The organism is Streptomyces sp. NPDC050534 (assembly GCF_044457745.1).
GTDB lineage: Bacteria > Actinomycetota > Actinomycetes > Streptomycetales > Streptomycetaceae > Streptomyces.
The window spans coordinates 539,010-552,533 of record NZ_JBITHF010000003.1 but is presented as its reverse complement, the minus strand read 5'-3'; the positions used below and the strand labels follow the sequence as shown (position 1 = coordinate 552,533).

At 71.7% G+C, this 13,524-nt stretch carries 10 protein-coding genes and 1 pseudogene; 6 read left to right on the top strand and 5 right to left on the bottom strand.

The window, feature by feature from the left end; all coding sequences use genetic code 11:
- Positions 1 to 9: 9 nt before the first annotated feature.
- Entirely contained in the window at positions 10 to 693 is a 684-nt protein-coding gene (locus ACIBN2_RS13520; RefSeq protein WP_399134467.1) for a DUF4255 domain-containing protein, read from the top strand.
- On the top strand, positions 690 to 2,732 hold the full coding sequence (locus ACIBN2_RS13515) for an ATP-binding protein (RefSeq protein ID WP_399134466.1): 2,043 nt from the start codon (positions 690 to 692) through the stop codon (positions 2,730 to 2,732). Before ACIBN2_RS13520 ends, ACIBN2_RS13515 begins: the two co-directional genes overlap by 4 nt.
- Before the next feature lie 36 nt (positions 2,733 to 2,768).
- On the opposite strand, the gene ACIBN2_RS13510 is transcribed toward ACIBN2_RS13515, so the two are convergent.
- From ACIBN2_RS13510 to ACIBN2_RS13495, 4 genes are all read right to left on the bottom strand, one after another.
- Positions 2,769 to 4,112: a ricin-type beta-trefoil lectin domain protein gene (locus ACIBN2_RS13510; RefSeq protein ID WP_399134640.1), complete on the bottom strand. Its 1,344-nt coding sequence runs from the start codon at positions 4,110 to 4,112 to the stop codon at positions 2,769 to 2,771.
- Between the two features lie 43 nt (positions 4,113 to 4,155).
- A complete protein-coding gene (locus tag ACIBN2_RS13505) occupies positions 4,156 to 5,586 on the bottom strand; it encodes an RICIN domain-containing protein (RefSeq protein ID WP_399134465.1) in 1,431 nt (476 codons plus the stop codon).
- Between the two features lie 4 nt (positions 5,587 to 5,590).
- Complete coding sequence (locus tag ACIBN2_RS13500; RefSeq protein ID WP_399134464.1) at positions 5,591 to 7,012, bottom strand: hydrolase; 1,422 nt, start codon at positions 7,010 to 7,012, stop codon at positions 5,591 to 5,593.
- A gap of 81 nt (positions 7,013 to 7,093) precedes the next feature.
- Entirely contained in the window at positions 7,094 to 8,560 is a 1,467-nt protein-coding gene (locus ACIBN2_RS13495; RefSeq protein WP_399134463.1) for a DUF4157 domain-containing protein, read from the bottom strand.
- 230 nt (positions 8,561 to 8,790) lie between these two features.
- On the opposite strand from ACIBN2_RS13495, the gene ACIBN2_RS13490 reads away from it, so the two are divergent.
- The 4 genes from ACIBN2_RS13490 to ACIBN2_RS13475 are packed head-to-tail and all read left to right on the top strand — an operon-like array spanning position 8,791 to position 11,544.
- Complete coding sequence (locus tag ACIBN2_RS13490) at positions 8,791 to 10,380, top strand: phage tail sheath subtilisin-like domain-containing protein (RefSeq protein WP_399134462.1); 1,590 nt, start codon at positions 8,791 to 8,793, stop codon at positions 10,378 to 10,380.
- Positions 10,381 to 10,436: 56 nt separating this feature from the next.
- Positions 10,437 to 10,880, top strand: coding sequence for a phage tail protein (locus tag ACIBN2_RS13485; RefSeq protein WP_016435634.1), 444 nt, complete (start codon positions 10,437 to 10,439; stop codon positions 10,878 to 10,880).
- Positions 10,880 to 11,386, top strand: coding sequence for a hypothetical protein (locus ACIBN2_RS13480; protein ID WP_399134460.1), 507 nt, complete (start codon positions 10,880 to 10,882; stop codon positions 11,384 to 11,386). Before ACIBN2_RS13485 ends, ACIBN2_RS13480 begins: the two co-directional genes overlap by 1 nt.
- The gene (locus tag ACIBN2_RS13475) at positions 11,383 to 11,544 is read left to right on the top strand and encodes a DUF6760 family protein (protein ID WP_399134459.1); all 162 of its coding nucleotides are present in this window, start codon (positions 11,383 to 11,385) and stop codon (positions 11,542 to 11,544) included. Before ACIBN2_RS13480 ends, ACIBN2_RS13475 begins: the two co-directional genes overlap by 4 nt.
- 1,355 nt (positions 11,545 to 12,899) lie before the next feature.
- Here ACIBN2_RS13475 and ACIBN2_RS13470 read toward each other — a convergent pair.
- A pseudogene (locus tag ACIBN2_RS13470) lies at positions 12,900 to 13,524 on the bottom strand (hypothetical protein); the annotation flags it as partial.

Genomic DNA, 13,524 nt, shown 5'->3' with positions numbered 1-13,524 from the left:
AGCAACACGGTGATCCACGAGGTGGACGAGGTCCTCAAGAGCCTCCTCGGCGGCGGTGCGCTGGCGGGCTCCGGCATCGACGTCGCCTTCGACGCCCCGACCCGCGACTGGGCCGCCCGGCGCAACTCCCCCACCATCAACGCCTACTTGTACGACATCCGTGAGGACGTCAACCGCCGTCAGCGCGGGCATGTCCCGGTGCACGACGAGCGGGACGTGGTGGTCAAGCGGCGCCAGCCGCCGCGCTGGTTCCGGCTGTCGTACCTGCTGACGGCGTGGACGAAGCAGCCCCAGGACGAACACCGTCTGCTGTCCGCCGTACTGGCCACCCTGATCCCGCGCGAGCTGCTGGCCCCCTCGGAACTGCCGGGCGCACTCGGCGAGTTGGGTCTGACGGTGCCGGTGTCGGTGGCCGGCATCCAGACGGAGGCCCGTTCCATGGCGGAGATCTGGTCCGCCCTCGGCGGCGAGCTCAAGCCGTCCCTCGACCTGGTGATCACCGCGCCCTTCCCGGCCTACCCCGAGTACGACGCCGGCCCGCCGGTCACCGAGGGCGCCGCGGTCCGTGTCCGCACCATGGACGACAGCGCGGCGGTCACGGAGGAACGCGCCCACCGACCCGCGCAGGTGGCCGCGGCCAGGAACGCCCGCCGCATCACCCGGCGCGAGCGCGGGACGGGACCGGTCACGTGACCACGCAGACATCGGCGACGCCGTACGAGACGACGGACTCCGACCCCGCCACCGCCCTCGTCGCCCGGCTGCACGCCCTGCGGGAGCGCGTCGCGCTGCTCGTGGAGCAGCGGTCCGCCGACGATCCGACCGCCGGTGATCCGCTGCGCGGGCTGTACCTGTCGGAGGACGCGGTACGGCATCTGCTGCGGCCGGTGGAGCCGGTGCGCCCCGCTCCGGTCGCCGTGGCCGGGCAACCGGACGACCGGCTGGCCGAGTTGTCAGCGCGTCTGGGCCTGACCGAGCTGGACGCCGCGCTGCTGCTCATCGCCGTCGCCCCGGACCTGGACCGCACCTTCGAGCCGCTGTACGGCTACCTCAACGACGACGTCAGCCGTCGCCGGGCCACCGTCTCGCTCGCCCTCGACCTGCTCGGCGCCCCGCTCCACTCGCCGAGCGCACGGGCCCGGCTCCTCCCCACGGCTCCGCTGTCCGGGCTCGGGCTGCTGACCGTGGAGGAGCCCGAACGGCCCTTCCCGAGCCGCTCGTTGCGTGTTCCGGACCGGCTCGTGGCCCACCTGCTCGGCGACGACACCCCGGATGCCGCGCTCGCAGGGCACCTGCACCCGCTGACCGCGCAGCCGCAGTCGTACGACGTTCAAGAGCCGGACGTTCAAGAGCCGTCCGTGGACGACGAGTTCGGCCGTCTCGTGCACCGGCTGGCCGCCCGCCTCACCGCCGGCCCCCCGCTCACCGCCTACCTCCGCGAGCGCCGCGAGGGCGACGGAGTCGCCTGCGCGGCCGCGGCGCTGGACCTCGCGGGTGTCCCGGCGCTGCGCTTCTCCGGCCCCGAGGACCGCGTGTCCGACCTGCTGCGGGAGGCCCGGCTGGGCGGTCTCGTCGTCGTGGTGACGGGCCTGCCCGATCAACCGGCTTCGCTGATACGGCAATTGTCGGCGGCGACGGACGTGCCCGTGCTGATCGCCGGCCCGCGCCCGTACGACCCCCAGTGGTGCGACGAGGACCCCCTCGCGCTGGACGTGCCCCCGCAGCACGCGGGCGCGCTGCGCGCCTGGTCGGCGGCGCTGGGCGAGGAGCCGGGCTTCGACCTGGCCGCCACCGTCGCCCCGTACCACCTGCCCGGCGACCGCATCGCCCGCGCCGCGCTCGCGGCCCGGAGCCTGGCCCGGTTCGACGGCACCCCGCTCTCCCCCGCCCATCTGCGCCTCGCCGCCCGTCAGCAGTCCGCCTCGGGCCTCGAACAGCACGCCCGCCGGATCCGCCCGGCCGTCGGCTGGACCGACCTGGTCCTGCCCGACCGCCCGCTCACCCAGCTGCGCGAACTCGCCCTGCGCGCCCGCCACCGCGACCGCGTGCTCGGCGACTGGCGGCTCAGCGCGGGCGGCGGACGTGGCCGGGGCGTGCTCGGGCTGTTCGCGGGCGAGTCGGGTACCGGAAAGACCCTGTCCGCGGAGGTCGTGGCGGCCGAACTGGGCCTGGATCTCTATGTGGTTCAGCTGTCCTCGGTGGTCGACAAGTACGTCGGCGAGACCGAGAAGAACCTCGAGCGCATCTTCACCGAGGCCGACCGGACCGACGCCGTGCTCCTCTTCGACGAGGCCGACGCCGTCTTCGGCAAGCGGTCCGAGGTGAAGGACTCGCACGACCGCTACGCCAACATGGAGAGCGCCTATCTGCTCCAGCGGCTGGAGTCCTTCGACGGGATCGCGCTGCTCACCACCAACCTGCGGGCCAACATCGACGAGGCGTTCACCCGGCGCCTCGACCTGGTGGTGGACTTCCCGTTCCCGGACCGCGAGCAGCGGCTGGCGTTGTGGCGGCACAGCCTGTCCCACGTTCCGTGCGTGGAGGACGTCCAACTCGACACGGTGACCGACGACTTCGAGCTCGCCGGCGGCTCGATCCGCAGCGCCGTGGTGACCGCCGCGTATCTCGCCGCCGGACGGGACGACCTCGTGACCGGGGCCGACCTCCTGGAGGGCGCCCGCCGCGAGTACCGCAAGGCGGGACGGCTGGTGCCGGGCGAGGGTTCCTGGTAGCTCCTGCGCTGCCCGGTCGCTTCCGGGCTGCCGGCCCTAGCCCTCGACCCGCCACTTCTGGTTGGGCGTACCGGCGCAGGTCCACAGCTGGAGCTTGGCGCCGTTGCCGGTCTTGTTGTCCACGACGTCCACGCACTTGTCGGCCTGCGGGTTCACCAGGTCGCCCTGCTGGCTCAGCACGAACTGCTGGGCGGGGTTGCCGCTGCACCGGGCCAGCTGGATGTGCGCCCCGTCGTCCTTGGAGCCCCAGGCGACGTCCATGCACATGCCGAGCGAGCGCACGGTGCCGTCGCCGCGGAAGTCCCACTTCTGGTTGGCCGAGCCGGCGCAGTCCCAGATCTGGAGCTGCTTGCCGTCCTTGCCCACGCCGTTCTGGGCGTCGGTGACGTCGATGCAACGGTCGGACGCCTGCCCGATGATGAGCCGGCCCGGCGCGGGCGCGGCGGACTTCTTCGGGGTGGGCTTCGGTCCGCCGCCGCTCTTCTCCCCGCCGCCTCCGGAGGACGAGGACCCCGAGCCGCCACCCGAACCCCCCGAGCCGCCGGACGTGCCGCCCTTCTCGTCGCCGCCCGGCACCGGGGTGGACGGTTCCGGTGCGGCGGGTGTGAGGGCCGGTGTGGGCGTCGGGGTGGGCGCCAGCGTGTTGCCCGCCTCGACGGGCTTCTCGGTGGCGCCCGTGCTCACCGCGGGCTTGTAGGCGATCCACAACATCACGAACGTGATCGCGAGAGCCGTGACGACGCCGAAGAAGGTGGCGAGCCAGCGGGGCAGAAGGCCACGCTGGATGTAAGTGCCCTCCACGGGGAGCGGGTTGGCGCCCGAGCGCACGACATTCAGCGTGTACGGCCGCTGTTCCTTGCCGCCGAACCAGATGATGCGGCGCGGCTTGAGCGTGGTCTTCACGAACGCCGCGCGGCCCGGCTCGATCTGCACATTGCTCGGGAAGATCTCGTACGACAGCTGATCGCCGTTGTCGTTGCCGCTGACCGACGCCGTGAGCTTGGTGTTGCCCAGGTTGTCCACGGCGAGTCGAGGTCGCCCCCGGAACCGCCCCTTCACGGTCGGCGGCACCAACTCGGCCCGCACCTCAGTGAAGGGGGTGATCGTCAGGTTTCCCTCCGGGACGGTCGTGGCTTCCGGATGCTCGGTCGGCGTGATGCGGATCGCATACGGATTGGGACCGGCCGCGGCGTCGGGGGTGCGCGGCGGGGCGAACGTCAGCTCCACCGTCCCGGTGGTGCCCGGGTACAGCCGCAGGGTCTGCGGTTCCACGGTGGTCCACGGCGCGATGGGCCCGACCGGCTCGAAGCGGTACTCGTCCACGACGTCACCGGTGTTGCGCAACCGCAGCCGCACGCGGGTGCTGCCACCCGGATCCACCGTCGCGGAGGCGGGTTCCAGGGAGGTCCACAGACCGGTCACGTCAGCCTTCCGAGGGGTGCACGACGAGCCACTCCTGGTCGTCGGTGTTGGAGCAGTCGAACAGGGTGAGGTCGGTGTCGTTGCCGCCGGTGCTGTAACCGGCCACGTCCAGGCACTTGTTGTCGCTCGCGAAGTTGCGGATCCAGTAGGCGCCGCTCTGCTGCTTCTGGATCCACCACAGCTGGTTGTCGGCGGTCGTGCCGTTGCACGGGTATTCCGTGATCGGCGAACGGACCGGCTCCGCCCCGTAGTTGGGCAGATCCATGCACAGCTGGTCCTTCACGTTGCGGATCTGGAAGAGGGGACGGCCGCCGGGACCGCCCTTGGGGTACTTCACCTCGAGGTTCCACAGCTGGTTGTCGCCGCTGGTGCCGTCGCAGGTGTACTCGCGCACCGGACCGTCGGACTTGCCCTTGTCGTAGCCCGGGACGTCCGCGCACTTCTTCGTGGTGGTGTTGCGCAGCAGGACGTCGGTCGCGGGCACGACGGGCTTGGGCGTCTTCTTCTTGGGCCGGGACGGGGCGCCGCCCCCACCACCGCTGCCTCCCGATCCTCCGGTGCCGGTGTCGCCACCGCCGTTGTCGGCCGTGGGAGTCGGGGAAGGGGCCGGGGCGGCGGACAGCACCGGGGTGGGCGTCGGGGTGGGCGCCAGCGTGTTGCCCGCCTCGACGGGCTTCTCGGTGGCGCCCGTGCTCACCGCGGGCTTGTAGGCGATCCACAGCATCACGAACGTGATCGCGAGAGCCGTGACGACGCCGAAGAAGGTGGCGAGCCAGCGAGGCAGAAGGCCACGCTGGATGTAAGTGCCCTCCACGGGGAGCGGGTTGGCGCCCGAGCGCACGACATTCAGCGTGTACGGCCGCTGTTCCTTGCCGCCGAACCAGATGATGCGGCGCGGCTTGAGCGTGGTCTTCACGAAGGCGGCGCGGCCCGGCTCGATCTGCACATTGCTCGGGACGATCTCGTACGACAGCTGATCGCCGTTGTCGTTGCCGCCGATCGAGGCGGTGAGCTTGGTGTTGCCCAGGTTGTCCACGGCGAGCCTCGGCCGTCCTCGAAAACGTCCCTTGACGGTGGGCGGCACCAACTCGGCCCGCACCTCAGTGAAGGGGGTGATGGTGAGGTTTCCCTCCGGGACGGTCGTGGCTTCCGGGTGCTCGGTCGGCGTGATGCGGATCGCGTACGGATTGGGACCGGCCGCGGCGTCGGGGGTGCGGGGCGGGGCGAACGTCAGGTCCACCGTCCCGGTGGTGCCCGGGTACAGCCGCAGGGTCTGCGGTTCCACGGTGGTCCACGGCGCGACGGGCCCGACCGGCTCGAAGCGGTACTCGTCCACGACGTCACCGGTGTTGCGCAACCGCAGCCGCACGCGGGTGCTGCCACCCGGATCCACCGTCGCGGAGGCGGGTTCCAGGGAGGTCCAGAGAGTCATACGGTCACACCGTCAGCTTGATGGCTTCGATCCAGCGCGAGTTGTCGAAGGCGCCGGCGGTGTTGAGGTCGGGGCGGGCGTTGTTGCAGGACTGGTCGCGCCAGTCCTGGTCACGGACCTTGACCACGTTGCAGGCCTGACCGGAGCCGACGTTCCAGACGAAGGTCACCAGGAACGGGGCGTCGTTCTTGGTGCTGCCGATGTAGTTGTCCTTGCCGTCCGCCTTGATGGCGGTCCAGTTCGGCAGCCACCTGCCCTGGCCGTTGGTCGACTGGTCGTCGTGCACCATGGCGCTGCCGGCGGAGCCCTGGACGCCGTAGACCGCCACGTTGAGGGCCTTGATCGCCCTGGCCTGTCCGACCGTGCCGCCGACGGTGCCGTCGCACACCGGCTTCTGCCAGCCCTCGCCCTGGACGAAGGCGCGGTAGCAGACGTGCCGGCCGCCGGGGTCGCTGGCGGCCAGGCGGTTCACGGCGGTCGCCGCGGTGTCCGCCTTGGGCTTCGCCGTGGCCGAGGGCTTGCCGCCGCCACCCCCGCCGCCGCCTGAGCCGCCCGCGCCACCGTCACCGGCGGGCGACGGCGTGGTGGTCGGCGCCGGGGCGGGCGGCAGGGCCGGTGACGCGCTCGCCGAGGGGCTGGGGGCGAGGGTGGCGCCGGCTTCGGCGGTCTTCTCGGTGGCGCCGCTGCTCACGCCGGGCTTGTAGGCGATCCACAGCATCACGAAGGTGATCGCCAGCCCGATGAAGATGCCGAAGAAGGTGGCGAGCCAGCGGGGCAGGAAGCCGCGCTGGACGTAAGTCCCCTCCACGGGCAGGGGGTTGACGCCCGAGCGCAGCACGTTCAGCGTGTACGGCCGTTGCTCCTTCGGCCCGAACCAGATGATGCGGCGCGGCTTGAGCGTGGTCTTCACGAACGCCGCGCGGCCCGGCTCGATCTGCACATTGCTCGGGAAGATCTCGTACGACAGCTGATCGCCGTTGTCGTTGCCGCTGACCGAGGCGGTGAGCTTGGTGTTGCCCAGGTTGTCGACGGCGAGCTTCGGCCGTCCCCGGAACCGCCCCTTCACGGTGGGCGGCACCAGCTCGGCCCGCACCTCCGTGAAGGGGGTGATGGTGAGGTTGCCCTCGGGGACGGTCGTCGCCTCGGGGTGCTCGGTAGGTGTGATCCGCACCGCGTACGGATTGGGACCGGCGGTGGCGTCAGGGGTGCGCGGCGGTGAGAAGGTCAGCTCCACCGTCCCGGTCGTCCCCGGATACAGCCGCAGGGTCTGCGGCTCCACCGTCGTCCAGGGGGCGATGGGGCCCACTGGTTCGAAGCGGTACTCGTCCACGATGTCGCCGGTATTGCGCAGCCGCAGCCGGACACGGGTGCTGCCACCCGGGTCCACGGTGGCGGAGGCGGGTTCCAGGGAAGTCCACAGGCTCACGTCGTCACGCTAGGGGTCGGAACGGTGCCGGTCAGGAGGCTTTGGGGCACACTCCGTGACCGGCCGGGCAGAGTGGTGCCGTCAGTCCTTGAGATCGTCGAGTCCCGGCTTGGCGCGGGGCCCGGTGGAGTAGGGCCGCATCGTCATGTTCTGCTGGCTGTTGCCGGCCATCTGCCTGAACTGCGCCAGGGTGACCTTGAGTTCGATGTCCCCGTAGTTGGGGTCCTTGTAGGTCACGACGCGGCTCGACCGGTCGTAGGAGTCGATGAGGACGGCGTGGACCGTGCTCTCCATCGAACTCGCCGGCCGCCCGGTGAAGTCGACCACCGGGCCCTCGTCGCCCCTGGCCAGCTTGAACCGCCGCCTGATGCCCGCGTAGCTGGGCAGGCTCTGGTTCTCGATGGTCAGGCGTACGTCGTCCAGGCTCTGGTTCGCGTCGATCTGGACGGGGGCGGTGTCGAGGAGCTTGCTGACCTCGTCGCCCGCCGCACCGACCTTGTGCAGCAGCAGCTCGGCGCGGTCGTGGGCCTTGTCGTAGACCTCGCGGATGGAGTCGAACTGCGCCCGGCCGTCCTGGAACTCCAGCTTGTCGAGCGAGGCGTCCCCGCCGATGGAGCGGCGGGCGAAGGCGGCGACCTCGTCGCGGGTGATGTCCGTGTCGGTCTGGTGGTGCGCTCGCCAGTTGTCGAGCCGTTGCACCATGCCTTGCAGGGACTCGGCCATCATCTTGACCGCGAGCTGACGGCCCTCGATCCTGTTGCCCTTGCCGCGCTCCTCCTTCAGCCGCTCGTCGCGCGCCTCCGTAGTCGGGTAGGCCCGCATGGCGACGGAGAGCGCCTGGATGGGCAGCCCGTGATGCTCGGCGATGGCCTCCAGGACGTAGAGCCAGCAGGACGGCCCCTGCTGCACGGCGAGTTTGGTGACCCGCTGCACGACGCCGGTCCGCGCGGGGGCGGGGGCGGCCGGTGCGGGCATGCGCTGCACGGCCGGTGCCGGACCGTTCATCACCCGGCGGGCGTTGTCCACCGCGTGGCGCTCGCCCGAGTCGTTCTCGTTGGAGACCCGCACGCCGGAGCCGTTGTCGGTGCCGGGGACCGGGCCTTCCATCTGGTCCTGGTAGTGGGTGAGTTCGTGGGCCCAGTCCTCCTTGGTCATCGTGTCGCCGACGACCACGTTGGGACCGGAGGTGTACGCCTTCGCCTGCAACTGCACGGCGGATTCCCGGGCCTGGGCGCCCGTGTGCACGCGCACGCCGCTGAAGTCGGCGCCGCCGAAGCGGGCCTCCATCTCCGTGCGCAGCGAGGAGTCCATGGACTGCCCGGGAGAGCGCAGCACGTCGTGCACGAGGGCGCGGCGCTGCACGGAGGGCGTGTGCCCGCAGCCCGCGTCGTGCTCGTGCCGCTCCTCGGCGATGGCCTGGGTCACCGCCGCGTTGCCGGCCAGGCGCTGCAGGTTCAACAGGCCCTGCGCGGTCGTACCCGGCGCCGGGACGGCGCGGGACCGCTGCTCGTCGTTGCCCTCGCGGCCCCGTGTCCCCTGTGCGCGCACGACGCTCCCCTCGTCCTGGACGGCTGACTGTCCAGCGTTATCGAGGCGTCCCGGGCGGGAGAAGGTCCTCAGGGGCAGACATGGGGGCAGGCCCGCGGGGTACGGCCGAGCGAACTGCCCTTGGGGGCAACGACATTGCCCCCACTCCGGCACCGCAGGCCGTTTCCCCTGCGTTGCGCGCGCGTGAGCCTGGTGGGCGTTCCTGTCTCGTACCCCGAGGAGAGCAGAGCATGCCGTCCTACCTGTCGCCCGGCGTCTACGTCGAGGAGGTGGCCAGCGGCTCGCGCCCCATCGAGGGTGTGGGCACGTCGGTCGCGGCCTTCGTGGGCCTCGCCCCGACCGGCCCGCTGAACGAGCCGACGCTGGTGACCAACTGGACCCAGTACGTGGCGAGCTTCGGTGAGTTCACCGACGGGTACTACCTGGCGCACTCCGTCTACGGCTTCTTCCAGAACGGTGGCAGCGCCGCGTACGTCGTCCGTGTGGGCGGCTCCGCCGAGGACGCCGCCGCCGGCGCCGCCGCGCCCGCCGCCGTGACCGGCTCCGCCGCCAGGCGCGAACTGCCCGCCGCCGAGCCCACGCAGCTCGGCACGTTCAAGGTGGCGTCGATCGCCTCCGGCGGCAACGGCTCACTGAGCGTCGAGGTCGCCGACCCGGAGGGCGAGGGCCCGGCCGAGCGGTTCAAGCTGATCGTCAAGGACGGCGACAAGGCCGTCGAGACCTTCGACGTGACCGCCAAGAAGGGCGGCCGCAACTACGTCGTCACGCAGGTGAAGGAGCGCTCGAAGCTCATCACCGTGACCGAGGCCGCGCCGGCCGCGCAGCTGGTACGCCCCGACAACCAGACGGTGACACTGGTCGCTCCGGCGCCCGCACCGGCCGTACCGGACAAGGTGGCCCAGGGCTCGCACCCCGGCCCGGCCCAGTACCTCGGCGACTCCGCCGACCGCACCGGCTTCGGCGGCCTGGAGGCCGTCGACGAGATCTCCATGGTCTCGGTGCCCGACCTGATGGCCGCCTACCAGCGCGGCGCGATCGACCTGGAGTCCGTCAAGGCCGTCCAGCTCGGTCTGATCGCGCACTGCGAGCTGATGGGCGACCGCGTCGCGGTCATCGACCCGCCACCGAGCCTGAACGCCCGTCAGATCCGCGTGTGGCGGCAGGAGACGGCCGGCTACGACTCCAAGTACGCGGCCCTGTACTACCCCTGGATCAAGAGCTTCGACCCTGCGAGCGGCCAGACCCGGCTGATCCCGCCGAGCGGTCACGTGGCCGGCATCTGGGCCCGCAACGACTCCGAGCGCGGCGTGCACAAGGCGCCCGCCAACGAGGTCGTACGCGGCGCGGTCGACCTGGAGACCCAGATCACCCGCGGTGAGCAGGACCTGCTCAACCCGATCGGCGTCAACTGCATCCGCGCCTTCCCCGGCCGGGGCATCAGGGTGTGGGGCGCGCGGACGCTGGCCTCGGACCCGGCGTGGCGCTACCTGAACATCCGCCGGTACTTCAACTACCTGGAGGAGTCGATCCTGATCGGCACCCAGTGGGTGGTGTTCGAGCCGAACGACCACGCCCTGTGGGCCCGGATCCGGCGCAACATCTCGGCGTTCCTGGTCAACGAGTGGCGCAACGGCGCCCTGTTCGGCCAGCGGCCCGAGGAGGCGTTCTACGTCAAGTGCGACGAGGAGACCAACCCGCCGGAGTCGGTGGACGTCGGCCGCGTCGTCTGCGAGATCGGCATCGCCCCGGTCAAGCCCGCCGAGTTCGTGATCTTCCGGCTGGCCCAGTTCTCCAGCGGCAACGGGGAGCTGGAGGAGTAGGCCGCCCGGCTCGCCCCCGACGTCGTTTTCAACACGCTTAGAAGGACAGCGAACGCATGAGTCTCCAGCCGGGTGACGCCCTCACCTCACATAATTTCGGCCTGCAGATCGACGGTGTGATGGTCGAGTACCTCGCCGAGGTCAGCGGCCTGAGCATCGAGCAGGACGTCATCACGTACCAGCAGAACAGCCCGAACGGCCAGAACGTGGTCAAGAACCTGCCGGGCGTGAAGAAGAACGGCACCTGCACCGTGGTCCGCGGTATGACGCAGTCGGCGTCGTTCACGCAGTGGATCAACCAGTCCATCACCGGCCAGATGACGACGGCCCGCAAGAACGCGTCGATCATCATGATGGACTTCCAGAACAACCCGGTGAAGCGCTACCACCTGCGCAACGCCTGGTGCAGCAAGATCGACGCGAGCACGGTGAAGGCGGGCGAGGCGGCCGCGCTGACCGAGACCGTGACCATCACGTTCGAAGAACTGGTCATCGAGTAATGCGGCGTACGGCTGCCAGGGCCGGCGCCGCCGTGGCGTACTCCGGCGCGGACGCGCCGGAGTCCGAGGCCGGGCTGCCGGGGCCGGAGGCGACACCGGCCCCGGCGGCTCCCGCCCCGGTCCCGCAACAGCAGGCCCTGCGCACGGAGTTCCCCTTCCAGCTGCCGCGCGGCTACGTCGACGAGTCGGGCACCGTCCACCGGGACGGTGTGATGCGCCTGTCGACGGCCCGGGACGAACTGGTGCCGCTGCGGGACGTGCGCGTGCAGGAGAACCCGGCGTACCTGTCGGTCGTGCTGCTGGGCCGGGTCATCACCCGCCTCGGCACGCTCCCGATGGTCCACGACGGGATCGTGGAGAACATGTTCGCCTCCGACCTGGCGTTCCTGCAGGACTTCTACCGCCAGATCAACGCGGAGGGCCACACCCGCGCCGCCGTGCAGTGCCCGCACTGCGCCGAGCCGTTCGAGGTGGAACTCGGCGGGAGCCGCCTGGGGGAATCGTGACGTACGCGACCGACCGGCTGCACGAGGAGATCGCGTACGTCGCCTACCACTTCCACTGGAGCATGGACGAGATCCTCGACCTGGAACACAGCGACCGCCGGCGGTTCACGCAGGAGATCGCGTCCTTGGTGACGCGGGCCGCCGGAACGGAGGGCTGAGCGGTGGGTTTTCTGGACCGGTTGCGGGGGCGGGGAGAGTCCGTTTCCAGGGGTGGCGAGAGCGCTGCCGCACCTTCGCCTTCGCCTGCGCCGTCGTCGGATACGGCGGCTGCGCGTCCGGTCGTCGCGGCCTCCTGGCCCGCGCTGCCGCCGATCCAGCGGACGCTGGGTCCTGGGCGGGGCGGGGTCGCGGACTCCGCGTTCGGCGGGCGACTGCCGACGTGGCAGAACCCGTCGTTCATGGGGACGGCGTCCCACTCGGTCCTGGACGGGCAGTCGAGTGCGCTGCTCGGGGATGCGGTGGGTCGTGGGACGGCGCGTCCCGTGCCGGGTCTCGAATGCCCCTCCGGAGCGTTGCCGTTGGCGGGCCCTGAGCCGGTGGTGCAGCGTGCGCCGGCGGTTCCGTTGCGGATGCTGCCGCCTCGGGAGGCCGGGGCGGCGGGAGTTCCGGTGGTGCGGAGTGGACCGGCAGCGGGCATCCCGGTGGCGTCCGGTGCTCCGGCTCCGGCTCCGGCTGCCCCAGCACCCCGCGCGAGCGCGCCTTCGGTGCAGCGGGCGGTCGGCTCGGCGCCGGTTCCTGCTGTCACGGCGCCGGTAGAGGCTCCCGCGGTGTCGGTGGCACCCGCTGCCGGGGTCAGGGTGACACCTGTTCCGGCCGGTTCGCCGTCGCCTCGACCGGGGGCGTCCCTCACCAGGGCGCGCACTGGTCCTGCGGCGGTGCAGCGGCGGACGCTGCCGGTCACTCCGCGGGTTTCCCCGTCCACGGGCGGGACGACGGTGGCAGCTGCGTCGGTGTCGGCTTCAACTGACGTAGATGATGCAGGAGTTCGAGCGGGCGGCGGAACTACGGCCGCAGGGAAGAGTGACGGTGCGGCCAAGGCCTCACCTGCAGCGCAGGGAACGGTGCCGTCGAGCGCGGCCGTACCGGCGAGGCAGGTCGCGCCGAGCGGTACGGCACCTTCGGGCACCGCCTCGACGCCTTCTCCCAGCGCCGCCGCATCCGAGAGCACCGCGCCCGTACATGTCCAGCGGCAGTCCGCTTCCTCGGAAGTGGCGTCGGCGTCTTCGGACGGTCCCGCTCCGAGCACTGCCTCGACCGACTCCGCTCAGCCGATTACTCCGCAACAGGCCAACGCCCCCCGCCCGGCGTCGACTTTGTCCACCGCGACACCGCCGGTGGTCCAGCGAAGCGCGGCGGCCGCTTCGAAGCGGCGCCCCGGCCTCGGCGCACCGATCGCCTCGACACCCGCCCCTTCTGGCACCTCCGCGAGCCCGTCGGTCCCACCGAACGCCGGTGCTGTACAGCGGAGTTCGGCGGCCGGGGCCACCACGTCCAGCGGCCCGCAACCTCAGCCTCAGCCGGTCATCAAGCCGAGCGCGGCTTCTCCGCAGCCCGGTTCGCCCTCAGAGCGAGCCTCAGGCGCAGCCTCGCAGCCCCCGCCGGCCGGCCCCAGCCTCACGCCTAGCCACCCGAGTTCACCGGCACGTTCGGGCTCGACGAGCACGCCACCATCCCCCTCCGCGGCCTCGACGCCCCCGGTTGTCCAGCGCACCGCGTCCGGCGCGGCCCCGGCACTTCCTGCCGACGAAGGCGCTTCGTCCACCCCGCCGTCGGCGGCCAACCCCGCCATGCAACGCGCGGTGGCCCCTCCCACACCGGCACTCCCCGCCGAGCACCCCGCGTCCTCCACTCCACCGTCGGCAACCACCCCCGCCGTCCAGCGCACCGCGGCCCCCTCCACCGCGGCCCTCCCCGCGTCGTCGACGCCACCGCCGGTAGCCACCCCCGCAGTCCAGCGCACCGCAGGCCCCACCGAATCGGCTCCCCGCGCCGCCCAGCCCGCTTCGTCCACCTCGGCGTCGGCGGCGAACCCCGTCGTCCAGCGCGCAGCGGCCCCCTCGGCACCGATCCACCCCGCCGACCACCCTCCGTCGTCGACCCCGAGGTCGGTGGCCAACCCCGCCGTCCGGCGCGCAGGG